General features: G+C 65.7%; 24 protein-coding genes. 17 read left to right on the top strand and 7 right to left on the bottom strand.

From position 1 onward, the window contains the following. Window positions 1–74: 74 nt before the first annotated feature. The 5 genes from C7401_RS15665 to C7401_RS45590 all read left to right on the top strand — a co-directional run bounded on the left by C7401_RS15665 (window position 75) and on the right by C7401_RS45590 (window position 3506). Entirely contained in the window at window positions 75–1112 is a 1038-nt protein-coding gene (locus C7401_RS15665) for an ABC transporter substrate-binding protein (protein ID WP_112172413.1), read from the top strand. A gap of 31 nt (window positions 1113–1143) precedes the next feature. Beyond that, window positions 1144–2454 carry an MFS transporter gene (locus C7401_RS15660; RefSeq protein ID WP_112172297.1) on the top strand — a complete coding sequence of 437 codons (1311 nt, stop codon included), beginning with the start codon at window positions 1144–1146 and terminating at the stop codon, window positions 2452–2454. Window positions 2455–2666: 212 nt separating this feature from the next. Further along, window positions 2667–2996, top strand: a complete 330-nt coding sequence (locus C7401_RS15655; RefSeq protein WP_112172296.1) for a superinfection immunity protein — start codon at window positions 2667–2669, stop codon at window positions 2994–2996. Then, window positions 2993–3310, top strand: coding sequence for a hypothetical protein (locus C7401_RS15650; RefSeq protein ID WP_112172295.1), 318 nt, complete (start codon window positions 2993–2995; stop codon window positions 3308–3310). The genes C7401_RS15655 and C7401_RS15650 overlap by 4 nt, the downstream gene beginning before the upstream one ends. A 70-nt stretch (window positions 3311–3380) precedes the next feature. After that, entirely contained in the window at window positions 3381–3506 is a 126-nt protein-coding gene (locus tag C7401_RS45590) for a hypothetical protein (protein WP_258397080.1), read from the top strand. A gap of 260 nt (window positions 3507–3766) precedes the next feature. Here the strand turns inward: C7401_RS45590 and C7401_RS15645 are convergent, their stop codons facing one another. Both C7401_RS15645 and C7401_RS15640 read right to left on the bottom strand, forming a co-directional pair. Continuing rightward, on the bottom strand, window positions 3767–4564 hold the full coding sequence (locus C7401_RS15645) for an alpha/beta fold hydrolase (RefSeq protein ID WP_112172294.1): 798 nt from the start codon (window positions 4562–4564) through the stop codon (window positions 3767–3769). 271 nt (window positions 4565–4835) lie between these two features. Next, entirely contained in the window at window positions 4836–5810 is a 975-nt protein-coding gene (locus tag C7401_RS15640) for an alpha/beta fold hydrolase (protein WP_258397079.1), read from the bottom strand. A 75-nt stretch (window positions 5811–5885) separates the two neighbouring features. Here C7401_RS15640 and C7401_RS15635 point away from each other — a divergent pair, with 75 nt between their 5' ends. After that, on the top strand, window positions 5886–6308 hold the full coding sequence (locus C7401_RS15635; protein ID WP_112172412.1) for an Rrf2 family transcriptional regulator: 423 nt from the start codon (window positions 5886–5888) through the stop codon (window positions 6306–6308). 68 nt (window positions 6309–6376) lie between these two features. On the opposite strand, the gene C7401_RS15630 is transcribed toward C7401_RS15635, so the two are convergent. After that, window positions 6377–7225 (bottom strand): LysR family transcriptional regulator, encoded by an 849-nt coding sequence (locus C7401_RS15630; protein WP_181565589.1) that lies wholly within the window; start codon window positions 7223–7225, stop codon window positions 6377–6379. Between the two features lie 97 nt (window positions 7226–7322). Between C7401_RS15630 and C7401_RS15625 the strand changes: the two genes are divergently transcribed. Beyond that, window positions 7323–7769, top strand: coding sequence for a cupin domain-containing protein (locus C7401_RS15625; protein WP_112172411.1), 447 nt, complete (start codon window positions 7323–7325; stop codon window positions 7767–7769). A 295-nt stretch (window positions 7770–8064) separates the two neighbouring features. Further along, window positions 8065–8478 carry a hypothetical protein gene (locus tag C7401_RS15620; RefSeq protein WP_133254504.1) on the top strand — a complete coding sequence of 138 codons (414 nt, stop codon included), beginning with the start codon at window positions 8065–8067 and terminating at the stop codon, window positions 8476–8478. 82 nt (window positions 8479–8560) lie between these two features. Here C7401_RS15620 and C7401_RS15615 read toward each other — a convergent pair whose 3' ends face one another. Both C7401_RS15615 and C7401_RS15610 read right to left on the bottom strand, forming a co-directional pair. Then, window positions 8561–9319 carry an SDR family NAD(P)-dependent oxidoreductase gene (locus tag C7401_RS15615; protein ID WP_112172290.1) on the bottom strand — a complete coding sequence of 253 codons (759 nt, stop codon included), beginning with the start codon at window positions 9317–9319 and terminating at the stop codon, window positions 8561–8563. 48 nt (window positions 9320–9367) lie between these two features. Next, window positions 9368–10117, bottom strand: coding sequence for an SDR family oxidoreductase (locus tag C7401_RS15610; protein WP_112172289.1), 750 nt, complete (start codon window positions 10115–10117; stop codon window positions 9368–9370). A gap of 101 nt (window positions 10118–10218) precedes the next feature. Here C7401_RS15610 and C7401_RS15605 point away from each other — a divergent pair, with 101 nt between their 5' ends. Further along, window positions 10219–11142: an AraC family transcriptional regulator gene (locus C7401_RS15605; RefSeq protein WP_112172288.1), complete on the top strand. Its 924-nt coding sequence runs from the start codon at window positions 10219–10221 to the stop codon at window positions 11140–11142. A 69-nt stretch (window positions 11143–11211) separates the two neighbouring features. Here the strand turns inward: C7401_RS15605 and C7401_RS15600 are convergent, their stop codons facing one another. After that, window positions 11212–12387, bottom strand: coding sequence for a porin (locus C7401_RS15600; protein WP_112172287.1), 1176 nt, complete (start codon window positions 12385–12387; stop codon window positions 11212–11214). 163 nt (window positions 12388–12550) lie between these two features. Further along, window positions 12551–13888 (bottom strand): MFS transporter, encoded by a 1338-nt coding sequence (locus C7401_RS15595; protein ID WP_112172286.1) that lies wholly within the window; start codon window positions 13886–13888, stop codon window positions 12551–12553. Between the two features lie 231 nt (window positions 13889–14119). Here C7401_RS15595 and C7401_RS15590 point away from each other — a divergent pair, with 231 nt between their 5' ends. The 8 genes from C7401_RS15590 (at window position 14120) to C7401_RS15555 (ending at window position 22962) form a co-directional block, all read left to right on the top strand. Then, the gene (locus C7401_RS15590; protein ID WP_112172285.1) at window positions 14120–16423 is read left to right on the top strand and encodes an acyl-CoA dehydrogenase family protein; all 2304 of its coding nucleotides are present in this window, start codon (window positions 14120–14122) and stop codon (window positions 16421–16423) included. Window positions 16424–16433: 10 nt separating this feature from the next. Beyond that, the gene (locus C7401_RS15585; RefSeq protein WP_112172284.1) at window positions 16434–17657 is read left to right on the top strand and encodes a CaiB/BaiF CoA transferase family protein; all 1224 of its coding nucleotides are present in this window, start codon (window positions 16434–16436) and stop codon (window positions 17655–17657) included. A gap of 51 nt (window positions 17658–17708) precedes the next feature. Continuing rightward, window positions 17709–18896, top strand: coding sequence for a CaiB/BaiF CoA transferase family protein (locus tag C7401_RS15580; protein WP_112172283.1), 1188 nt, complete (start codon window positions 17709–17711; stop codon window positions 18894–18896). A 60-nt stretch (window positions 18897–18956) separates the two neighbouring features. Next, a complete protein-coding gene (locus C7401_RS15575; RefSeq protein WP_112172282.1) occupies window positions 18957–19610 on the top strand; it encodes a carboxymuconolactone decarboxylase family protein in 654 nt (217 codons plus the stop codon). A gap of 88 nt (window positions 19611–19698) precedes the next feature. After that, window positions 19699–20454, top strand: a complete 756-nt coding sequence (locus tag C7401_RS15570) for a GntR family transcriptional regulator (protein WP_112172281.1) — start codon at window positions 19699–19701, stop codon at window positions 20452–20454. A 160-nt stretch (window positions 20455–20614) separates the two neighbouring features. Next, entirely contained in the window at window positions 20615–21232 is a 618-nt protein-coding gene (locus C7401_RS15565) for a glutathione S-transferase N-terminal domain-containing protein (protein ID WP_112172280.1), read from the top strand. Continuing rightward, window positions 21222–22145: an amidohydrolase family protein gene (locus C7401_RS15560; RefSeq protein WP_112172279.1), complete on the top strand. Its 924-nt coding sequence runs from the start codon at window positions 21222–21224 to the stop codon at window positions 22143–22145. The genes C7401_RS15565 and C7401_RS15560 overlap by 11 nt, the downstream gene beginning before the upstream one ends. 55 nt (window positions 22146–22200) lie before the next feature. Further along, window positions 22201–22962 carry an enoyl-CoA hydratase-related protein gene (locus C7401_RS15555; protein ID WP_112172278.1) on the top strand — a complete coding sequence of 254 codons (762 nt, stop codon included), beginning with the start codon at window positions 22201–22203 and terminating at the stop codon, window positions 22960–22962. Window positions 22963–22976 lie beyond the last annotated feature (14 nt).

The following is a 22976-nucleotide window of genomic DNA, read 5'->3' as shown; positions in this document are numbered from 1 at the left end:
CCGGTAATCTCGCGAACCATGGAAGATGCAGCGACGTGATTACGACACGAACGAAAGGAGACGGCAAGATGCGCATGAAGTCGTCACCGCGGCCTTCGGCGCGGCGGCGCGCGCTCGTCGCGGCCGCGGGGCTTGGCGCGGCACTGGCGATCGCGCCCGCTTTCGTGCGGTCGAATCCGCGCACCGTGCGCATTTCGAAGGGCTACGGCCTGCTGTATCTGCCGCTGCTCGTGATGGAGAAGGCGCGCCTGTTCGAGCGGCACGCGGCCCGCCAGGGGCTGAGCGGCGTGAGCGTGGAGTGGGTGATGCTCGACGGCGGCAACTCGGTCGACGACGCCATGATGGCGGGCACGCTCGACTTCGCTGCCGTTGGCGCGCCCGGCTTTATCGAACTGTGGGCGCGGGCGCGCGGCATTCCGAACGTCGAGGTGATCGGCATCAGCGGCCTTTCCACCACCTCGCTCTCGCTCAATACGAACCGGCCGCAGATCGCGACGCTGCACGATTTCACGCCCGCCGACCGCATCGCGGTGCCCGGCATTCGCACCTCGCTTTCGGCCGTCGTGTTGCAGATGGTCGCGAGCCGCCTGCTCGGCCCGCAGCATTTCGCGCAGCTCGACTCGATCACGGTGGGCATGCCGCATCCGCAGGCCATGCAAGCGCTGATGCGGCGCGAGGGCGGCATCACCGCGCATTTCGCGTCGCCGCCGTTCTCGACACTCGAATTGCAACAACCCGGCATTCATCGCGTCGTCAATTCGAGCGACGTGCTCGGGCCGCTTACGCTCGACGTGGTGTTCGCGCCCAAGCGCGTTGTCGACGCCGAACCGGCGCTGGCCAGGGCCTTTCTCGGCGCGCTGGACGAGGCGAACCGCATGATCGCGCGCGACCGCGAGGCCGCGGCGGCGATTTACGTCGCCGCGTCGGATTTCGGCGTCTCGCGCGAACACGTGGTGCAGACACTGTCCGCGCCCGAGTCGCGCTTTTCGGTCTGGCCCGAGCAGTTGATGGAGTACGTCGACTTTCTGTACATGGTCGGCACGATCAAGGCGAAGCCGCGCGCATGGAGCGACATGTTCGTGCCCATGCTCGGCGACTTCCGGCCTTCGTAAAGAACACAACAAGTAAACGCAGGAGAACGTAGTGAACACGGATTCAACGCTTGACACGCAGTCCGCCGAAGAGCGGCACATCATGTCGAAGATCGCGCGACGCCTGATGCCGATCCTCGTCGTGATGTTTCTGATCTCCTTCATCGACCGGCAGAACGTCGGCTTCGCCAAGCTTCAGATGGTGCATAGCCTGCATATGACCGAAGCCGCGTTCGGCCTCGCGTCCTCGCTGTTCTTCATCAGCTATCTGCTGTTCGAAGTGCCGAGCACGCTCGCGCTGCACCGCTTCGGCGCGCGCGTGTGGCTCGCGCGCATCATGCTCACGTGGGGCGTGATCACGGTGCTGATGGGCTTCACGACCTCGATGCAGGTGTTCTGCGGCCTGCGCCTCGCACTGGGCGTGGCCGAAGCGGGCTTCTATCCCGGCGTGATCTACTACCTCACGCTGTGGTTTCCGCAAAGCTACCGCGCGCGCGTGCTCGGCATCTTCACGCTCGGCAGCGCGCTGGCGAACATGCTGGGCTCGCTGGTGGGCGGCTGGCTGTTGAGTCTCGACGGCACATTGGGCCTGGCGGGCTGGCAGTGGGTGTTCATCGCCACCGGCCTTCCTGCTGTGCTGGTCGGCCTGATCGTGTTCCGGCTGCTGCCGGCTTCGTACCAGGAAGCGCGCTTTCTCAACGAGCGCGAAAAGCAGGTCGTCGCCGCCGCGCTGGAACGCGAAAAGCCCGAGCACGCGGAACACTCGCAACCCTGGAAGGCGCTGCTCGACCCGCGCGTGATGCTGTTCGCCGCGACCTACATGCTGATGTCCACGTCGCTCTACGGCGTAACCTACTGGCTGCCTACGCTCGTGAAGTCGTTCGGCGTGTCGAGCAGCATGAACGGGCTGCTGAGCATGTTGCCGTGGGCGCTGGCCGTGCTGCTGCTGCTCTACCTGCCCTCGAAACTGCGCCGCGCCAAGAGCATTCTTCGCGCGATGGCGATCGTGGCCGCGCTCGGCACGCTCGCTTTCCTGCTGAGCCTCACGTTGCCTTCCACGCCGCTGCGCTTTCTCGCGCTCGTGTTTGGCGGCGCGTGCATTCCGCTGCTGTATCCGTGCTTCTGGTCGATGCCGCCGCGTTACTTCACGGGCGCGCGGGCGGCGGCGAGCGTCGCGGCGATCAACTCGATCGGCAATCTCGGCGGCTTCTTCGGCCAGAATCTCATGCCGTTCGCGGGCAAGGTCACCGGCAGCGCATTCGGGCCGATGATCGTGCCGATCGTCTGCCTCGCGGTGCTGGGCTTCGGCGCGCTCGTTGCGTGGGGACGCTCCGGACGCACGATTGAGGGCGTGCCCGCCTGAGCCACCTTTGAGGGCGGCGCGCAGCATGCCGCCGCCCCGTCATGCACGGCCTGGGGTCGGATGACTTTGGCCGTCCTTCTGCACCTGCGCGGATTGTCCATATTGCGGCAACAGAGAATTCGTTCTATTGGCATAGATTTTCGATAGAACGATCCTAAACTGTGTCCTTATGCCGCTGCGATGATCGCAGCGCCCGAGCATGAGGACCTGCAATGCTGCAAATTCTCGAAGGGGCCGCGGTCATCGCCGCCTTGACCCTGTATCTGATTCCGTCAATCGAAGCCGACGCGCGCAATCACCGCGACGCGTTCGCCATCACGCTGGTCAATGTCCTGCTGGGCTGGACCGTTGTGGGCTGGTTCGCCGCGCGGGCGTGGGCGCACAGCCGCCATAACGGGTTGCTGCCGCGCACGGCGATGCGCATTCGCGGCGCGGCCGGACATGCCACCAGCGAGAAGCTCGTGCAGCACGCAACGCTGCGCACGGCGCTCAGGCGCCGCGAGAAGGCCGCACGGGGCGGCGCGGCGGAGCAGTGTTCATGAGTGCGTTGCGCTTCGTGCGGTCGCGCCCCAAGGTGCTGTTGTCGCTCGCCGCGGCGTGCGCCTTGCTGGCGGGCTGCGCGTCATCGAGCGACGTGAGCGCGACGGACAAGCAGGGCGTGTTCGTCGCCTCGGCGTCCGCTTCGGGCGGCCGTCTTGCGTGGGCGCGCGCCCACCGCCGCGCCATGACCGAGGCGACCGATTACTGCGAAAGCCGTGGCATGCAGCCGAGCATGAACTACGAGCACACGGCCGGCATCGAGGCGATGAGCGCGCACGATTCGGTGATTCGCTTTGAGTGCCATCCGAAGCTTTGACGCGATCAACGCGGCTTCAATTCGACCGGCGACTCCGCGCGCCTTCGTGGGCGCAATGCGGGCCCTCTGCATGAGCTCCGGCGATCGCCGCGTGGTGCCCCTCGTGACGAAGTATTGCGCGCAGTACCCGGCGGTGACCGGCGAATACAGTGCTTCGCAGTACGTATGGAATCTGCTGGCCGAGGCAGGGGCGTGAGCGTGTATCTCGCGCGCTGCCTGCCGGGTTCCAGCCTCGTTGCCCGAGTGGCGCGCGCCTGACGTGGGGGTTTATATGCTGATGCCGTCGAGGAAGTTTCTCGAAGCCAGGACTCGCGCTTGGGTCGAACTGTTGAAAGCGGAGTTGCCGCCCGCGCTCGAACGCGATGTGATTCGAATCGCCGCGAAGGCGGTGCGCGGACAAAGGCGGCCGCGCGCAGCGAAATCGTGACGTTGACTTCGCCGGTAGCCGGGCTCAGGTCAAGTGGTGTGGCGCTTCAGGAAACGCTCGACGACGGTTGCGAAGTATCGCGGGCACGCCTGCATCGGGTAATGGCCGCAATCAGGAATAACGTGCAGCTCGGCATTCGGATGCCATGCGAGAAACGTGCGTTGCATTGCCTTCGCATCGAGGCCCGGGTCGTTGTCGCCGACCATGACCAGGAAAGGTGTTGCAAGACCCTGTACGTCATCGACGAAATTTGCCGTGACCAGCATGTCGAGGTATGGCCTCCGGCACGCAGGTGCGACCGTCGCGCGGCTATGTTGCACCTTGCTATCGGCCCACTCGTCGGAAAGGCCGCCGGAGACAAACTTGAACAAGCGCCGCAGGGCGTTGTCGTCGTCCACCGTGCTGGCAAAGAAGGTCAGGGCCTCCGGGCTTAACCGGTTTCCGGCAGCGGAAACGGGGCACACCGCGATTGCGCTGGTGACACGAGAAGGCGCGTCCGCCGCAATGTGTTGCGTGATCATCCCGGTCATCGAGTGACCGATTACGTGGAAGCGCCCCCAGCCGAGTTGATCGGCGAGCGTGAGGCAATCGGCGGCAATTTCCTCGACGGTGAATTCACCCGTCAATGCGATGGATTGCCCGTAGCCACGCAAATCGACGAAAACGTAGGTGAACGCATGGCCATCGAGCCAGGGCACGACCGCATCGTAGCTCGCGTGGTCGCCGAGCCAGTCATGCATGACCAGGACATGGACCGGGCCATTGCCGTACTTTACATAGCCGAGGCCGGCGTCCGATCCCGGACGGATTTCAAGGGGAACTTTCATCGCATGGTTCCATCTGGATTGAGGGAACCAAAACGAAACGCCCTCCCGGCGAACCGGGAGGGCGTTTTCAAAGTGACATCATCGTATCAATCGTTTGAACGAGCGTCAACAGGCGGGCACTTCTCCCCATTCAGGTATTGGAAAAAGGGCGTGGACTTCCGAAGTGGACGCGAGTTCGGTCATTAAAGCCATACGAGTTCAGGTGACCCAAGCTGGCGGGTAGATCCTGTACGGAAGGAAGCGCGTCAGGAGTCGTGCGGTGACACAGTGCCTAAAGATCGCGCAGAAACGCGATCAAGGCGGCGTTGACGCGGTCCGGGGCTTCTTGTTGCAGCCAGTGGCCCGCTCGCGCAATGATTTGCGAGTCGCGAAGATCGGGTACAAGTTTCGGCATCGCGCGGATGATGTCGTGCATGCCTGGAATCGCCAGCCCCGTGTCGTACTCGCCCACCAGATAAAGGGCTGGAGTTTGGACGAGCAAGCCGCTAAAGGCCGACTGGAGTGCCCAGTTGCGGTCGAGATTGCGGTAATAGTTCAAGCCTCCGCGAAACCCCGACACCTCGAAGGCTTTCACAAAAACGTCGAAGTCGGAGGCATCGAGCCAGGCGGGTAGCGAAGCGGGTTCAGGCAAGGCGTCGAGGAGTCCCCCGTCCCGCGCAACGAGCCCGAAGGGATTGGGTGTTGTCGCGCTGCGTGGGCCCGCGTCCCCTGAGGCCCAGAAATAAATCTTGCGCAGGGTCGCTGCGATGTCGCGCTCGAGTTCGCCTTCGGCCTGCCCCGGCTCGGCGAAATAGTGCGTGTAAAACCATGCCTCGTCGGTCAGCGGGAATAACCGGCTCGGTGTGATCGGGGCTTGGTCCATCATGGGAACGCCGAGCGCCGCGACCGCGCGAAAGCGGTCGGGGCGCAGCAGGGCGGCTTGCCACGCAATGGTTGCCCCCCAATCGTTTCCCACCACGACGGCGTTTTGCTCGCCGAGCGCATCCACGATACCCACGAGGTCGCCGATGATGTCCAGCGTCGTGTATCGCTCCGTTTGCGCCGGACAATCGCTGCGTCCGAAACCGCGCAGATCCGGCGCAACCGCGTGAAATCCGGCATTCGATACGGCCGCGAGCTGGTGTCGCCACGCGTACGAGGTTTCGGGGAATCCATGGAGGAACAATACCAGTGGCCCTGTGCCCTGAGAGTCGACGCTCAGGCGAACGTCACGGGTTTCGATAAACGACTGAGTGAATGCGTACACGATCGCGCTCCGACGGTTGCAAAAGATCACGCGAAATCGTAACATCAAATGTCACGATTAGTTTGCTTGAACGACATGCAACGAGATACACGGCTCGCCCGGCTGCTTCACGTGCTCATTCACATGAGCCTGCGCGGCGGCACGACCAACTCCGAAACGATTGCGAAAATGCTGCACACGCAGCCATCGCTGGTGCGAAGGACCATGGCGGCGCTGCGCGAAGCCGGTTATGTGGAGTCGATTGCCGGGCCGGGGGGAGGCTGGGTTCTGTCGTGTGAAATCGGCGATCTCACCGTGCGCGACGTCTATGCGGCTATCGCGCATACGAGCGCATTCGCGATCGGAACGGCGCAGGACAACCCGGCTTGCCCGGTGGAGTCCGCTGTCAATCAATTCCTTGGCGATGCGCTGGATTCGGCCGAGGATGCGCTGCTCCGGCGTCTTGCGAAAGTGCGGCTTTCCGACATCGCTCGGAAAATCAAGGCCGCGGCTCGTTGAGTGACATTTGCCTCAGGCGTTGCAACAAGCGGTTGCGCGCGGTGCGCTTGCGACGTCAGCAGCAGACGTCAAGCGGCCGGCGCGAGCCGTTCCAGCGCGTCGCCGAGATGCTGCGCGAATGCGCGCACGCGTGCGCTCATATCGCCGCGCGACGGATAAACGAGGTAGAGGCCCTGCTGCGCGGCAGACTTCGCGGCCGCGTCGATCTCGATCAGCGTACCGGCCGCGAGCGCGTCCGTACACAAATGCGCGGGCAGCATCGCAACGCCCGCGCCGCGTATCGTCAATTCCTTTAGCAGGCCGAAACTATTGGCCGCGACGCGCGCGGAGCGATCCGCGTGCGGGGAGAAGGCGAGCGAGGCGGTGAGTGATGCGGGCTTCGCCGCCGTGCGCTCGCGCTGCGCGAGCCATGCCGGACTGGCGAACGCCGCCATGCGGAAACTCGCAATGCGCCGCGCCACCATGTCGTTGCCGCCCGGCTTGCCTCCGCGTATGGCCAGATCGAACCTGTCGCCGACGAAATCCACGACATCGTTGCTGGCGTGCACCTCAACGCGCACGCGTGCGTGCGCCGCGATGAACGTGGCGATGGCGTCGGCGAGCACGGCCTCAGGGAAGTCGAGCGGCACGCTCAGGCGAATCGTGCCGTGCAGCGCTGCGCCCTCGGCAAGGCCGCGCCGCTCGGCGTCGCGCAAGGTCACGATGGCGTCGCCGACGCTCGCGTACCACGCCTCGCCGTCGTCGGTCAGCGCGAGGCGGCGTGTCGAGCGTCGCAGCAGCCGCACGCCGAGCCGCGTCTCCAGGGCGGCCACGCGCGCGCTCACGGTCGAGCGCGGCACGCCCAGCTCGCGCGCGGCGGCGGCGAACGAGCCGCAATTCACGACGGCTACAAAGGCGAGGGAGCCGTTGATATCCATTGTCCATCTCATTGGCGGGAGCCGCCATTCTAGCGGTCTTATCGCTGGCGTCGCACGGGCACAGACTGAGGTTTCCTCAACACGCTCTGCAACGCCAATGAAAACCGCCATCTTCACGCCCTCCGCCACGCTGTGCTTCGCCAACATGCAGACTCGCGTGATAGCGGGCACGCCCGACGCCGGTTCCCCCTGCGCCGACGCGCCGTACACCGTGATGGAAATGCGCATCGGCACGCACGGCGGCGCCCCTGCGCATCGCTCGCTCGACGAGGACAAGACCTTTGTCGTGCTCGAAGGCGCGCTCGAATTCCGCACCGGCGAGACCGTGCGGACGGTGTCGGCGGGCGCGGTGGTCACGGTTGCGCGTGGCGACGTGCACGGGTTCACCAATCGCGAGGCTGCCCACGCGCGCATGCTGCTGGTCGCCGCGCCGGCGCGCCACGACGCCTTCTTTCGCGCGATGGCGGCGCTGCCCGTGCCGCACGATGTCGAGGCGGTGCGCCGTATCTGCGAGCTGTACCGGCAGGTGATCGTGGGGATGTGAACGTAGGGGGGGCGCTGCGATCGGGTTCCTTGCGCCCTTCGGCAGCCACTGTGAGACCCGGCCGCCCGGTATCACTATCTGGAACGAAAGCCGGGTAGCTCCGGGTGTGCCAAAATGCGTATGCACTTTGCCGTAGCGGGCGGCGATTCATCGGCTACTCAGCGTAATCACCGGCCCGACGTGACCACTAAGCGTCCATTGTGCGACCGTTCCGTCCCTTCTTTGCCGGGCCATGCCCGCGCGGGTCGCGGGCGGTGACGCTTGAGAGCAGGCTGCCGAACCCCAAATACCTTTCGTGAACCAGCGTATCCGTCCCCCGTTGCCGCCCGAATGGCCCTTTCCGCCGAGTCGCGATGTCCTTGGTCGCACCTTCGGCGATCTCGTCGCGCTTCAGTACCGCGGCGCGAACGTCTGGCTCTGGCAGTGCCGGTGCGGCGCCCATGTGAGCGCCGGGTTGGATGCGGTCGAGAGCGGCCAGACGCGGGACTGCGGCTGCCGCGAGCAGCGCCGCGTATGGCGGTCCCGGCCGGGGTCGCCCGCGCTGCGCGGCGGAGAGGTGTTCGGCCAGTTGACGACGCAACGCTACGCGGGCAATGGCTTGTGGATTTGCCGGTGTGAGTGCGGCAACGAGGCGACGGTGAGCGCCGGGCGCTTGCGCCTGGGGCAGGCGCGTTCGTGCGGTTGCTGCTTTGGCGCTTCGAGCGCCTGAGCGACGCGGGCCGCCCAGGTCGATCGTCAATTTCAATTACTTAGTGATCCTTTGTGAAATCGATCTTGCGCGCAAGACACCATCACCACGGGATCGTTTGATTCTCCCAGCGTGTGAACGTCCCGGTGGGCCCGTCCGGGCCGAGCATCGCGACACGCACCGCTTCGCGCGCGCCGTCCTCCACGGTCTCGATCCCCGTATAGCCATTGAGATTCGTCCGCGTAAAGCCCGGCGAAACAGCGTTGACCTTGATGCCTTCCGGCTCCAGTTCGATGGCCATGGCGAGCGTCAACGCGTTGAGCGCGGTCTTGGAGGCCGGATAAACCGGGCCGAAGATCGCCCGATACGGGAACGCCGGATCTGAATTGGCGGCGAGCGACCCCACGCCGCTCGACACGTTGACGATGCGCGCGCCGGGCGTCTCGCGCAGGATCGGCAGCATCGCCTGGTACACGGCGAGAACACCGAACACATTGGTGTCCCACACCGCACGCATTTCATCGAGCGAGACGTTGGCGGGGCGGGTCGTTTTCGCGTACTCCTCGACGGACAGGCCGGCCCGGCGGCCCGTGGTCGAAATGGCGGCGTTCTGGATGAGCACGTCTAGGCGGCCAAACTCGTTGCGCACGCGTTGCGCCGCCGCGCCAATCGAAGCCTGATCCGTCACGTCGAGCGCGAGCGCGTGGGCGTGCGGCCCGATCTCTTTGGCCGCGGCTTCGCCTCGCTCGATATTGCGCGAGCCGACCAGCACGGTGAGGCCGCGCGCCGCCAGTTCCTTCGCAATCTGAAAACCGATGCCCTGGTTTGCCCCGGTGACGAGGGCGACCGATTTGTTCTGCATGACAATCTCCTTGTTGTGTTGCGCTGTGCTGTAACGAGTGCGGGCGGCTCAGCGAGCCTCGGCCGCCCAGGCTTCGGCATCGGCGCCGGCGGGCAGGCGCATCGGGCATGACGGGTCGGTCGCCGCGCGCCATACGGCTTGCGCGACGTCCTTGGCAAAGGTCACCGGGCTCGACGTATCCGCAAACGATTCGAGAACGCTTTTGACGACATCGGCATACGCCTCATGGTCGAAGCCGTAGATGTGGGCGCGCGCGTTGTCGCCGAAGCGGGTCTCGGGCGAGCGGCCCGGCAACACCAGGCGAGCGCGCACGCCGAACGGCGCGAGCTCCAGCGCCATCGACTCGGTGAATGCATTCACGGCCGCCTTGCTCGCGCGGTACGCGGCGATCAAGGGGAGCGCCTTGAGCGTCACGCTCGATGTGACGTTCACGACCACGCCTGCCCTGCGTTTGCGGAACTGCGGCAACACCGCTTGCGTCACGGCAATCGTGCCGATGGTGTTGGTTTCGAACAGCTCGCGCACCGTGGCGATGGGAACGAGCTCTGCCGGCGACGCGGCGCCAAAGCCCGCGTTGTTGACGAGCACGTCGATCGGGCCCGCGGCCTCGACAGCGTCGTGAATGCTTTGCGCATTCGTGACGTCGAGCGCGAGCACGCGCAGGCGCTCCGAAGGCGGCAGCACGCTGGCGTCGGGCGTGCGCATCGTGGCGACGACCTGCCAGTCGCGCGGGAGGAAGAGGCGGGCGATCTCAAGACCGAATCCGGACGAACAGCCTGTGATCAGCACGGTTTGCATGGGAACTCCGGTTAAGTGGTTAGCGAGTGCCCATACGATAGATCGCCGAGACTGTACTTGCTACAATAAAAGATCCGAGTTTCATTTGCAGGAGTCCGGAGATGATCGATCCGCTCGCCGAAGTCGTGACGCTGCTGCAACCGGCTGCGCGGTATTCCAAGCTCGTGCTCGGCGCGAGTCCGTGGGGCATCAGCCGCTCCGATGCCGGTGAGCCGTTCTATTGCGTGATCCTCGAAGGCGGCTGCCGCATCGCCATTGACGGACATGAGCCGATCGAGCTCCTGTCGGGTGATTTCGTGCTGATTCCCGCGGCCTATGGCGTCGCGATGTCCAGCCTCGTGCCGCCGCCGCCGGGTGTCGTAACGCTCGCGCCCGTCGCGCTTGGCAACGGCGAATTCAGGATCGGCGCGGCGGACCGCCCGGTCGACGCGCGCATGATGGCGGGGCATTGCAGCTTCGGTTCGCCCGATGCGGCGCTGCTGGTTTCGCTGTTGCCGCAAATCGTGCATGTCCGGGGCGAACGGCGGCTGGCCACGCTCGTGGAACTGGTGCGGGACGAGTCGCGCGAGGCGCGGCCCGCGCGCGAGGTCGTGCTTTCGCGGCTGCTGGAGGTGCTGCTCATCGAAGCGTTGCGGTCCATGGCGGGAACGCATGCGTCGCCTGGGCTCATACGCGGGCTTTCCGACCGGCGCCTCGCGCTCGCGATTCGCGGCATGCACGAACACCCGACGCGCGCGTGGACGGTTGCCGAACTCGCGAGGCAGGCGGCGCTTTCGCGCTCGACCTTTTTCGAGCGCTTCAGCCGCGCCGTGGGCGTGGCGCCGATGGAATATCTGCTGACCTGGCGCATGGCGCTCGCGAAGGACCTTCTGCGCCGCAACGAAGGCCGTGTCGCCGAGATCGCGCAACGTGTCGGCTACAGTTCGGCCAGCACGTTCAGCGTGGCCTTTACGCGGCACGTGGGGCGGCCGCCCACGCAGTATGCGCGCGACGTGCAGGCGGCCTCGGGCCGCCTGGGGCGCTGAGGGCCGCTAAAGGCCGCTAACGCCCGCCAAGGGCCGCTGACGGCGGCATCGGCCGCCCGGCCCTCGCACTCAGAACTTGTGCCGCATGCCGACCCGCACGACGACCAGGCTGTTTGACGACGAAGGCGTGAGCACATTGATCGCGGCCACGGCGGGCTTGTTGGTCGAATCCGTGCCCGAGGCGTGCTGCCAGATCCCCGAAAGATAGACGTCGGTGCGCTTGGAGAGGTAGTAGTGCGTGCTCGCCTCGACCTGGTGGTACGTCGCGCCTTCGTTGACGTTGTTGGCGTGGCCCTTCGTGTAGTCATAAGCGACGCCTGCCATCCACGCGGGCGTCAGCTTGTAGCTGAAGTTGACTTCGGCGTTGTCGAAGGTCGCGTTGCCGCTGTAGCCCGAGGGGTTCGGGCCCGACGACGTGTCGCCCATGCCGCGAAAGCTGATGTTGGAATAGGTCGCGCCGAAGGTGGCCGCGCCGAGCGTGTACGACGCGCCCACGCCGATGTCCTGATACGAGTGAGCGGAAAGGAATCCGCGGTAGACCGGCGAGGACGCGTTCGCGGCCGTGGCGCTCGCCGTGGTGGACGAGTTGCCGCCAAAGAGGCTCGTGTTCGGATTGCGGGCGCTGAGCACGGCCGCGCCAATCGAAAACGGTCCGTGACTATAGCCTGCGCCGAGCGACCAGATCTGGTTGCGCGTGAAGTCGCCGGGCGTGCCGCCCAGGCTGTAGAGCGTGCCGAACGAAAATCCGCCGTAGTCCGCCGACGTGAACTTCACCGAGTTGTTGCTGCGGTAGCTGTAGTTGAAGTTGTCGAGATCGCCGGGGTGCGCGGAAATATAGCCGCCCCACTGGTTGCTCACCGAATACTGGCCCACGAAGTCGATCAATGTGTCGTACTGCCGACCCAACGTGAGCGTGCCGTAGGGGCTCGTGAGTCCCACGTACGCTTGCCGCCCGAAGAGCAGGCCGCCCTGGCCGAGCTTGCCGTTGGTGACGTCGAAGCCGTTTTCGAGGCGGAAGATCGCCTTGAGGCCGCCGCCCAGATCCTCGCTGCCGAGCAAGCCGAAGCGGCTGCCCTGATTCACGCCGCTCGTCATGGCGAAAAGGCGGCCGCCCGAGGCGTTCGACTGATAGTTAAAGCCGACGTCGATGATGCCGTAGAGCGTCACGCTGCTTTGCGCATGCGCACCCTGGCAGAACAGCCCCAATGAGGCGAGCGCGAGCAGGGTGGACGAGTTCTTTTTCATGGTGTGTCTCCGTGGTTTGAAGCAAGCTATTGGCGAGCGCGGACAAAGCCGCGCCCCTGGCGAGGCCGCTCGAAGGCGGCGCCAATGAAATAAAAAGGTGTACTAATGGAGGCGGCGCGAGCGCGCGCTTGAGCGGGCTCGCGCCAGGGCGCAGGCGCGGTGGTTAGCCGGCGTTGTTGCGGCGGACCTTGTCGTGCGGGCCGACGGCGATGACGGTGACGGCGCCCATCAGCATGAGCGCGGCGAGATAGTACTGGCCTGCGGCAAGCGTATGCGTGGTCTGATTGAGCCAGCCGACAATCGCCGGGCTCACGAGACTGCCGAGGCCCGCAAGCGTGCTGATGAGGGCGATGCCGCCCGCGGCTGCCTGCTTGCTCAAGTAGAGCGCGGGCATCGACCAGAACGGCCCCATGGCCGCGAACGTGCCGGCGGCGGTGAGCGTGAGGGCGGCCACGGAAAGCGCCGGGCTCGTCGCGACGAGCGGCAGCGTGGCCCACCCGATGGCGGCAGCGAGTCCCGAAATGGCTGCGTGCCAGCGCCGCTCGTTGCGCGCGTCAGAGCGGCGCGCGACCCAGTACTGGCAGATAAAGCCGATCACGAAGGGCAGCGCGGAGAGGGCGCCCACGGTCCACAGATCGTTCACGCCGGTTTTGTTGATGATGGTGGGCAGCCAGAAGAACACGTTTGCCGTGCCCGCGAGCAGCGCGACGCCCATGCCCGTCAGCAGATAGAAGCGCGGGGAGCGCAGCGCCGCGCCGAACGACTTGTGGGCGTCGGGCGTTTGCGCCTCGCGGTCGGCGCGCAGGTCGCGTTCGATGATGGCGACCTCGTCCGCCGTGAGCCATGAGACCTTGGCGGGACTGTCGTGCAGCCAGCGCAGCACGACGAACACCAGCAGCAGCGGCGGCACGCCTTCGATCAGGAACAGCCAGCGCCAGTTGCGCAGGCCATAGGCGCCGTCGAGCGTATGCATGATGAGCCCGGACAGCGGTGCGCCGATCGCGCCCGCAATGGGAATCGACGCCATGAACAGCGCGGTGAATCGCGCGCGCCGCGTGCTCGGAACCCAATAGGTCAGATAGAGCAGGATGCCCGGAAACAGCCCCGCTTCCGAAGCGCCGAGCAGAAAGCGCCAGAGATAGTAGCTGTTCTGGCCCGTCATCGCGGCGAGGCCGGCCGAACAGATCGCCCACAGCACCATGATGCGCACGAAGGTCTTGCGTGCGCCGATCTTCGCGAGCATGAGGTTGCTCGGGATCTCGAACAGCATGTAGCCCGCGTAAAAAATGCCGGCCCCGAGTCCGAACACGGCGTCGGAGAGGTCCAGGTCGCGCAGGAAGCTCAGCTTCGCGAAGCCCACGTTGGAGCGATCGATAAACGCCACCACGTAGAGCGCCATGAGCAGCGGCATCAGGCGCCAGAGCAACTTTCGGTAGACGGCGCCCTCGTCGGGGCGGGCGTGCGAAAGCGTGCCGGATGGCGCGGAAGTCTGGGTGGTCACCAACGTCTCCTGTTCTTCGAATGGAATTGTAACGGGCGGCTTGCGGTACGCCTTGCCGCGACAGCCGCATTAAAGGACTTTGGGTCATAAAAGTCAATAACATGACCTATAGGGTTTTTACGGGCAGTCTCGACGCGGTGAACGGTCCACAATGCGACGCGTGAATGCGGCACGCAGACAGGTTCACGTCGGCGGCCACACCGAGTGACGCACGAGGCAAGGGCAAAACGAATGGACAGTGAAACGCAGCAAGCCTTCAAGGATAGTGCGAGAGACCTGATCGGCCGGGGCGATCCCGCACGCCGTCGCGCGGCCTCGCTTGCCGGCGACGGCGCGACGCCGCGCGAGGTGTGGCGGGAAATGGCGCAAGCCGGCTGGACCGCCATCCTGATTCCCGAGCATGCCGGCGGCCTCGGTCTTGGCGTGCCGGAAGCCGTGGCCATTGCCGAGGAGGCTGGCGCGGCGGCGTTGCCGGAGCCCTTCGTCGCAAGCGCCGTGCTGGCGGGCGCGGTGCTGGGCGCGGTGAGCGAGGCACAGGCGGCGCAGCCGCTGGTCGAGGCCTTCGTGAACGGCGAGTTGATGGCGGGCGTAGCGTGGCAAGGCGAGTGCGGACAGATCGATCCGTGCGCGCAGCGTGGCGTGCGGTATCGCCGCGAAGATGGCGTGCTCGTGCTCGACGGCGCGCTGCACTTCGTCACGCCGCTCGCGGGCGCGGACGGCTGGATCGTGCTCGCCACCGGCGCCGAAGGCGCGGCGCTCGTCTGGTTGTCGGCGCTCGCGCCCAAGCTCGAGCTTGTCTGTTCGCGCGGCGTGGATGGCGTGTCGTTTGGCTCACTTCACTTGCGTGGCTGTGAGGTGGCGCAGGCGCAGGTGCTGATCGACGGGGCCGAGGCCCTCGACGCGCTCTCCTGCGCGCTCGACATCGCACGTATCGCCCAGTCGGCGGAGTTGCTGGGCATCGCGCGCGCGGCGCTCGCGACGACGATCGATTACGCTGGCACGCGTGTTCAGTTCGGGCACGCCATCGGTTCGTTTCAGGCGCTTCAGCACCGCCTCGTGGACGGTTACATCCAGACCGAACTGGCGGCCGCGGCGCTGCACGAGGCGGCGGCAACGCCGCTGCAAGCGCGCCGCGATCTGGCCGCGGCGGCGAGCCGCGTCAAGGCGCGCGCCGCTCATGCCGCGCTGCTCGTTACGCGTCTCGCGGTCCAGTTGCACGGCGCAATCGGTTACACGGAGGAAGGGCCGATCGGCCCGTGGCTCAAGCGTGCGCTCGCGCAGGCTGCCTGGCTCGGCAACGCGCGCGCGCACCGGGCCCGTTACGCCGCGCTGCTGCCGGGCGAAGCGGCGCAAGCGGTTGACGCGTATCGCGGCGGCTTCCCGCGTGACGCGGACTGGGAGGCGATGTCCGAAGCGCAATTCCGGCAGATGGTGCGGGCGTTCTTCGCTGCGCACTATCCCGAAGTATTGCGCCATTCGCCGCGCCGCCTGCACTGGCATGAAATCGCCCCGTGGTATCGCACGCTGCACGAACAGGGCTGGATTGCGCCCGCGTGGCCGAAGGCCTTCGGCGGCATGGCGCTGCCGCCGGACAAACTCATTGCATGGATCGAGGAGCAGGAGTTCTACGGCGTCGGCCGGCCGCCCGATCAGGGGCTCGTCATGCTCGGCCCGATTCTGTTCCGCTTCGGGACCGATGCGCAGCGCGCACGTTATCTGCCGAAGATCCTTTCCGGCGAGCACGTGTGGGCGCAAGGCTATTCGGAGCCCAACGCCGGGTCGGATCTTGCATCGTTGCGCACGCAAGCAAAGCTCGAAGACGGCGAGTTCGTTGTCAACGGCCAGAAAACGTGGTCCACGCTCGCGCAGGACGCCACGCACATGTTCATGCTCGTGCGTACCGACAACACCGGCAAGAAGCAGGAAGGCATCAGCTTCCTGCTGGTCGATCTGAAAAGCCCCGGCGTGACGGTGCGGCCGATCCGCACGATTGCCGGCGACGAGGAGTTCTGCGAAGTCTTCTTCGACGATGTGCGCGTGCCCGCGGAGAATCTCGTCGGCGAGCTGCATCGCGGCTGGGACATCGCCAAGCAGTTGCTCGGCTTCGAGCGGCTTTTCTCCGGGAGTCCGAAGCATTCGAAGCATGCGCTCTCCCAATTGCGCGAACTGGCCGAATCGCGCGGCTTGCTGGCGGACCGCGCCTGGGCTGACGCATTCGCGAGCGCGCAACTCGATGTCGCGGATCTCGTGTGCGCCTACGCGGGGTTCGCGGACCGGGTCAAGCGCGGCGAAACGCTGCCGGTGGAGGTCTCGTGGCTCAAGATCTGGGCCACCGAAACGCACGAGCGCGTCGCCATGCTGCTCAACGAGGCTGCCGCCGAGTCGGCCATGGGCGAGGCCGCCGTGGCCGGGGGCGCGCAGCCGGTGCATATCCATCCTCCGCTTTTCAATGCAATGGCGGCCAAGATTTTCAGCGGCAGCAACGAGATCCAGCGCAATATTCTCGCGCGCCAGGTTCTGCGTCTGCCCGTGTAACGGAGCGCACATGAATGAACTGATGTCCAGGCTGCGCGTGCTCGACATGAGCCGCGTCTTTTCGGGCCCGTGGGTGGGACAGATGTTCGCCGACTTCGGCGCGGACGTCATCAAGGTCGAACGCCCCGTGCATGGCGACGACACGCGCCACCAGGGCTTCCGCATGCGTGACGCCGAAGGCGAACCGACCTCGGAAACGTCATCGTTCGTGGCCATGAATCGCGGCAAGCGCTCGATCACCGTCGATCTCGCACAGCCCGCCGGGCAGGCGCTCGTGCGCAAGCTCGCCGCGCAGTGCGACGTGCTGATCGAAAATTTCAAGGCAGGCGATCTTGAGCGTTACGGTCTTGGCTATGAGGCCATGCGCGAAGTGAACCCGCGGCTCGTTTATTGCTCGATCAGCGGCTTCGGCCAGACCGGTCCCTATAGCAGCAGGCCGGGCTACGATCCGATCTTCCAGTCGATGAGCGGTCTGATGGCGATGACGGGCGCACCCGACGGCACGCCCGGCGCCGGGCCGCAAAAGGTGGGCTACGCGGTCTCGGACCTCACGGCCGGGTTCTATGCCATCGCGGCAACCCTGGCCGCGCTTCACCATCGCGATACGGTGTCGGGCACGGGCCAGCATATCGACATCGCGCTGCTCGACGCGCAGATCGGGGCGATCTCGCACATGGCGCAGAACTGGTTCGCCTCCGGGCGGCAGCCGCCGCGCCTCGGCACGAGTTCGGAGATCACGTGCCCTTACCAGGCATTCACATGCAGCGACGGCGATGTGATGGTCGCGGTGGGCAACGACGGGCAGTTCCGCAAGTTCTGCGCGGCGATCGGGTTGCCCGAACTCGCCGCCGATCAACGCTTCCTCACCAACCCGCTGCGCGCCGCACACCGCGCGGAACTGATCGCGCTCATTGCGGCGCGGCTTGCGCCGCAACCCGTGCGCCACTGGATCGATCTGCTCGAAGCGCACGGCATTCCGTGCGGGCCGATCAACGATTTCGCGCAGGCGTTTTCCGACCCGCAGGTCGTGCATCGCGAGATGCGGCGCACGATGGCGCACCCGGCCATCGGCGAGATGCCCTTCGTGGCCAACCCCGTGAAATTCTCCGGCACGCCCGTTCAATATCGCCGCGCGCCGCCGTTGCTCGGCGAGCACACCGACGAGATTCTCGAAGCGCTGCTGGGGCTCGACGAGCGCGAAATCGCGGCGCTGCGCGAAGCGCGGACCGTTTGACCGACTCGCCGACCCGATCATCACAACATTACGGCCACGTGCCCCAACGACATGACAGGACCCCTTTCTCACATTCGCGTACTCGACCTCAGCCGCATCATGGCGGGGCCGTGGAGCGGCCAGATTCTCGCCGACCTGGGCGCCGACGTCATCAAGATCGAGCGCCCAGGCGCGGGCGACGATACGCGCAGCTGGGGCCCGCCGTTTCTCCCGGCAAGCGACGGCGCGCCCTCGAAGGAATCGGGCTATTTTCTCGCGGTGAATCGCGGCAAGCGCTCGGTTGCCGTCGATCTCGCGACGCCCGAAGGCCAGGAGACCGTGCGCGCGATCGCCCTGCATTGCGACGTCGTGCTGGAGAATTTCAAGGCCGGCACGCTTGCGCGATATGGTCTGGGCTATGAGGACCTCAAGGCGGTCAAGCCCGATCTGGTTTATTGCTCGATCACAGGCTTTGGCCAGGATGGCCCCAAGGCGGGGCACGCGGCTTACGACTTCATGATCCAGGCAATGGGCGGCCTGATGAGCGTGACGGGCGAGCGCGACGACGCGCCCGGCGGCGGCCCGCAGAAAGTGGGCGTGCCGATCGTCGACATCATGACGGGCATGTACGCGACCATTGGCGTGCTGTCGGCGCTTGCGCGGCGTGCCGAAACGGGCGAGGGCGAGTACGTGGACATTGCGATGCTCGACGTGCAGGTCGCCTTCCTCGCCAACCAGGCGATGAACTACCTTGTCTCCGGCAACGCGCCTGGCCGCAGCGGCAACCGGCATCCGAACATCCAGCCGCAGGACGTGTTCCGATGCCGTGACGGGCATCTCGTGCTCGCGGTCGGCAACGACGGGCAATTCCGTAAGTTATGCGAAGTGATTGCGCGCGCGGAGCTGGCCGACGACGAACGCTTCGCGACCAACGCGCAGCGCGTGCGCAATCTGCCCGAACTGCTCGCCATCATTCGCGAGGCGCTGCTCGCTGACGACCTTGCGGTATGGCTCGCCAGGCTCGAAGCGGTGGCGGTGCCCTGCGGGCCGATCAACACCATTCCGATGGTGTTCGACGACGAACAGGTCAAGCATCGCGCGATGCTGCGGCATCTGCCGCATCCGGTTTCGGGCACGGTGCCGCAGGTCGTGAGTCCGATCCGGCTGCGCAATGCGCCGCTGGCGTTCGACCGCGCGCCGCCGACGCTCGGCCAGCACACGGACGAGGTGCTGCGCGAACTGGGCATTGTCGGCCTCTGAACGCCGCATGGTGAGAATTCTGCTTAACCGTTTGCAATATCGCTTCATGAAGGACTGAACGTGCCTCGCATTCCCCTCTTTACCCCCGAGTCGATGACCGCCGAGCAGGAGCGCGTCTATCGCGCCGTCGTGGACGGCCCGCGCGGCGTCGTGGTCGGCCCGCTGCGCGCGGCGCTGCACAGGCCCGAACTGGCCGATTGCTGGCAGCGCTTCGGCGCCATCCTGCGCTACGGCACGAGCCTGCCCGCGCGCCTGACCGAACTCGCCATCGTCGTCACGGCGCGTCGCTGGAACAGCCAGCTCGAATGGCATATCCACGCCGAGGCGGCGAGGCGCGCGGGCATCGACCCGGCCGCGCTCGACGCCATACTGGCCGGCGAGCCGCCCCGCTTCGCCGATCCCGAGGAGGCGGACATCTACGAGTTCGCGCGCCAGTTGCAGCAGTCGGGCAACGTGGCCGAAGCGGTCTATCAGCGCGTGATGGCGCGCTGGGGCAATGTGGGCGTGGTCGAACTGGGCGCGGTGATCGGCTACTACACGCTGGTTTCGATGACGCTCAACGTGCACGAAATCCCGCTGCCGGACGGCGTGAACGCGCCGCTGCCGCCCATCGCGCATGCGCATTCGGCGCAGGAGTCGTTGCCGACCCTCGCGCCGGCGTGGGCTGCGCAGGAGGCCTCCCCGGACGTCGCCACGGCCGGAAAAGATCGGTAAAGGTCAGTAGTCTGGTTCACTGGTTCTTTGCATTACACTAGCGGGACGCGCCGCGCATGAGCGGCAAACGACACGACCCGGAGTAGCAATGAGTCATGAGGCGGCCCTCAGGGAACCAGCCATCGATTTCAGCCTGAGCGGCGTGGCCCGCTACATTCAGCTTGCGACGCTGTTCCGGCGCCGCATCGAATCGGGCCAATGGCCGGTGGGCGAACAGATTCCCACGGTGGACGATCTGGCCGAGGAGTGCGCCGTCGCACGCGCGACGGTGCGCCAGGCGCTTGGCCTGCTCGAAGACGAAAAGCTCATCGAGCGCTTTCGCGCGAAGGGCACCTTTGTCATCCAGAAGCCGCAAAGCGCCTTGTGGTGCGAAGTGCCCACGGATCTTTCGGGACTGCTGCTGGCGGCGGAAGGCGCGACCATCGAAATCCTCAAGCACGAGAAGGGCGTCATGCCCGGCAGCGTGCTGCACACCGCGGGCCAGCTCGCGCCGTCTTACCAGCATTGGCGTCGCCGTCACTCGCGCGAAGGCCAGCCCTATTATCTGGGCGATGCCTATATCGACGAGCGGCTAACCCGGCGCATTCCGAAGTCGGCGTTCAAGCAGCACACCACCATGCGCATTTTGCGCGACATGCCAGACCTCGAATTGCGCGAGATTCACCAGACCATCACCATCGGCGCGGCTGATGTGGAACTCTCGCGCATGCTGGAGATTCCGCTCAATGCACCGGTGGCGCACGCCTGGCGGACCGCCACGGACGCGAGCGGCACGATCGTATTCGTGGGCAACGGTGTGTATCGCGGCGACGTCGTGCGGCTCGACATCAAGGTCGCGCTCTAGCCATCGCCGCGTAGCGGGCTCGCGCTCGCCAGGGTTTTCACCGAAAACCTTTTGCTACGGCTTATAGGTCAAAAGGACATATAATTGACCTAAATGACGGGCGACATGGCATGACTCCATGCGGTCATGCGCCCCGTTGCCGTAACGAAGGAATCGCTCGATGAAACTACACTGGTCACCCCGTTCGCCGTTCGTGCGCAAAGTGATGGTTTGTGCGCTGGAAACCGGCGTCGCGCCGCGTATCGAATGCGTGCGCTCGCCTGTGGCGATGGACAAGCCCAATCCCGATCTCATGCGCGACAATCCGCTGAGCAAGTTGCCGACGCTCGTGCTCGACGACGGCCTCGTGCTGTTCGATTCGTCGGTGATCTGCGAGTACCTCGACACGCTGCACGACGGTAACCGGCTTTTCCCCGTGGCAGGGCGCGAGCGCTTCGTCGCGCTTCAGCAGCAGGCCTTCGCTGACGGCCTGCTCGACGTTCTCCTGCTGTGGCGGCAGGAGCGCAACAAACCCGAAGCGCAGCAGCGCGCGCAATGGCTCGCGGGCTTTGCCGCGAAGTCGGCCGCCTCGCTCGACGCACTCGAAGCGCTCGCGCCCACGTTGCGTCTCGATGCGATCCAGATTGGCGATATCGCCATTGCGTGCGTGCTCGCCTACTACGATTTCCGTTTGCCCGATTTGCAGTGGCGCGAAGGACGCCCGGCGCTTGCTGCCTGGCATGCGCAATTCGCGCAACGCGACTCGATGCGCAGCACGGAGCCAGGCGATGGCGAATAACTCCCGGAGCGCGACAGCCGACCCGCTGCGCCCGAGCGAAACAGTGCCCGCGCAAATGCCGCGCGCACCGCGCGAGCCTTTGCCGGCATTCGCGTGCGACACGCATTCGCATGTATTCGGCCCGTACGACACATTTGCGTTTGCGACGCCATCGAGCTATCCGCCGCCGCTTGCGCCGGCCGCCACGTATCAGGAGATGCTCGCGACGATCGGCGCGCAGCGCGGCGTGCTGGTTCAACCCGCGCCGTACGGCACCGACAATACGGCGCTCGTGGCGGCACTGCGTGCCGGAGGCGGCCGCATACGCGGCGTAGCCGTGACGGACGCGAACGTGAGCGACGCGGCACTGGAATCGCTCCACGCGAGCGGCGTGCGTGCGCTGCGCTTCAACGAAATGCCGAGCCCGCAAACCGGCAAGCCCTTCGCCGGTAGCGTGGGTGTCGATACGGCGCTCGCGCTGGCAAGCCGAATGAAGATGCTGGGCTGGCACGCGCAGGTATGGGCGCGCTGCGCCGATGTGCCGGCTATCGCCGAGCGTCTCGGGAAAGCGGGGCTGCCCGTGGTGTTCGAGCATATGACATGCTTCGACCCCACGCTGGGCGTTGCGCACCGTGACTTCGCCAACGTGCTCGCGCTGTTGCGCGAAGGGCGCATTGCAGTGAAGCTCGCACTGTGCCGCGTCTCGAAACAGCCGCCGGATTACGAGGATCTGCGGCCGTTTCACGATCGTCTCGTCGAAGCGAATGCGAAGCAACTGGTGTGGAGTTCCGACTGGCCGTTCGTGCGCATGGGCGACGCCGCACCAGACGTCGGCGCGCTGCTCGACACGTTCCAGCACTGGGTGGACGACTCCGCTTTGCGGCAAGCCATACTCGTCGATAACCCCGCGCGGATTTACCGGTTCGAGAACTGAACGGATCGTATGTACGTCGTCACAGGCGTACTCAATTTAAAAAGGATGACTAAACATGTCGCTCAAGCTTGAGAAACGCGACGGCGTGGCGATCGTCACGATCGACCGTCCGCCCGTCAACGCACTGACTATCGCACTCTATGGCGAAATTGCCGACCTGTTCGAGCAACTCGGCAAGGAACTCGATGTGCATTGCGTCGTATTCACGGGGGCGGGCGAACGCGCGTTTTGCGCGGGGCTCGACCTCAATGAGTTTCTCGCTGCGACGCCCGAGCAGGACCCGGAGCGCGCCGCGATCGTGCGCCGGACGTTCTCGGCCGTCTATCGCTGCGCCATTCCGGTGATTGCGGCGATCAACGGACCGGCGCTCGGCGCGGGCTCCGTGCTGGCCACGGTTTGCGACATCCGTATCGCGGCAAGCCACGCGCGCTTTGGCACACCGGAAATCAACGTGGGCCGGTGCGGCGGCGCTGCGCATCACGGCCGTTTGATTCCGCAGGGCGCGCTGCGGCGCATGTATTTCACGGGGGAGCCGATCAGTGCGCAAGAGGCGCTGCGCCTGGGCCTCGTGGATCAAGTGGTCGCACCGGGCGAACTCATGCCGACGGCGCTGGAGCTTGCCGCGAAAATCGCGGCGAAAAGCCCACTTGGTTTGCGCTATGCGAAAGAGGCGCTCAACGACATCGAGTCGATGGCGCTCGAAGCCGCCTATCAACACGAGCAGAGTTTCAGCACGAAGCTGATGTATACGGAAGACGCCCGCGAAGCCACGCGCGCTTCCGTGGAAAAACGCGCGCCGGTTTTCAAGGGGCGCTGAGTGTAGCGAGGGTG

Origin of the sequence: Paraburkholderia unamae (genome assembly GCF_003268775.1) — a bacterium.
GTDB lineage: Bacteria > Pseudomonadota > Gammaproteobacteria > Burkholderiales > Burkholderiaceae > Paraburkholderia > Paraburkholderia unamae.
Note: the sequence above shows the minus strand (reverse complement) of the source record. Positions and strands in the feature narration are given on the sequence as shown.

What these genes read in the sequence shown, in the direction of transcription:
- C7401_RS15665 (WP_112172413.1), top strand. Translation starts at nt 75, where the DNA reads ATGAAGTCGTCACCGCGGCCTTCGGCGCGGCGGCGCGCGCTCGTCGCG.
- C7401_RS15655 (WP_112172296.1), top strand. Translation starts at nt 2,667, where the DNA reads ATGCTGCAAATTCTCGAAGGGGCCGCGGTCATCGCCGCCTTGACCCTG.
- C7401_RS15650 (WP_112172295.1), top strand. Translation starts at nt 2,993, where the DNA reads ATGAGTGCGTTGCGCTTCGTGCGGTCGCGCCCCAAGGTGCTGTTGTCG.
- C7401_RS45590 (WP_258397080.1), top strand. Translation starts at nt 3,381, where the DNA reads ATGAGCTCCGGCGATCGCCGCGTGGTGCCCCTCGTGACGAAGTATTGC.
- C7401_RS15645 (WP_112172294.1), bottom strand. Translation starts at nt 4,564, where the DNA reads ATGAAAGTTCCCCTTGAAATCCGTCCGGGATCGGACGCCGGCCTCGGC.
- C7401_RS15635 (WP_112172412.1), top strand. Translation starts at nt 5,886, where the DNA reads ATGCAACGAGATACACGGCTCGCCCGGCTGCTTCACGTGCTCATTCAC.
- C7401_RS15630 (WP_181565589.1), bottom strand. Translation starts at nt 7,225, where the DNA reads ATGGATATCAACGGCTCCCTCGCCTTTGTAGCCGTCGTGAATTGCGGC.
- C7401_RS15625 (WP_112172411.1), top strand. Translation starts at nt 7,323, where the DNA reads ATGAAAACCGCCATCTTCACGCCCTCCGCCACGCTGTGCTTCGCCAAC.
- C7401_RS15615 (WP_112172290.1), bottom strand. Translation starts at nt 9,319, where the DNA reads ATGCAGAACAAATCGGTCGCCCTCGTCACCGGGGCAAACCAGGGCATC.
- C7401_RS15610 (WP_112172289.1), bottom strand. Translation starts at nt 10,117, where the DNA reads ATGCAAACCGTGCTGATCACAGGCTGTTCGTCCGGATTCGGTCTTGAG.
- C7401_RS15605 (WP_112172288.1), top strand. Translation starts at nt 10,219, where the DNA reads ATGATCGATCCGCTCGCCGAAGTCGTGACGCTGCTGCAACCGGCTGCG.
- C7401_RS15600 (WP_112172287.1), bottom strand. Translation starts at nt 12,387, where the DNA reads ATGAAAAAGAACTCGTCCACCCTGCTCGCGCTCGCCTCATTGGGGCTG.
- C7401_RS15590 (WP_112172285.1), top strand. Translation starts at nt 14,120, where the DNA reads ATGGACAGTGAAACGCAGCAAGCCTTCAAGGATAGTGCGAGAGACCTG.
- C7401_RS15585 (WP_112172284.1), top strand. Translation starts at nt 16,434, where the DNA reads ATGAATGAACTGATGTCCAGGCTGCGCGTGCTCGACATGAGCCGCGTC.
- C7401_RS15580 (WP_112172283.1), top strand. Translation starts at nt 17,709, where the DNA reads ATGACAGGACCCCTTTCTCACATTCGCGTACTCGACCTCAGCCGCATC.
- C7401_RS15570 (WP_112172281.1), top strand. Translation starts at nt 19,699, where the DNA reads ATGAGTCATGAGGCGGCCCTCAGGGAACCAGCCATCGATTTCAGCCTG.
- C7401_RS15565 (WP_112172280.1), top strand. Translation starts at nt 20,615, where the DNA reads ATGAAACTACACTGGTCACCCCGTTCGCCGTTCGTGCGCAAAGTGATG.
- C7401_RS15560 (WP_112172279.1), top strand. Translation starts at nt 21,222, where the DNA reads ATGGCGAATAACTCCCGGAGCGCGACAGCCGACCCGCTGCGCCCGAGC.
- C7401_RS15555 (WP_112172278.1), top strand. Translation starts at nt 22,201, where the DNA reads ATGTCGCTCAAGCTTGAGAAACGCGACGGCGTGGCGATCGTCACGATC.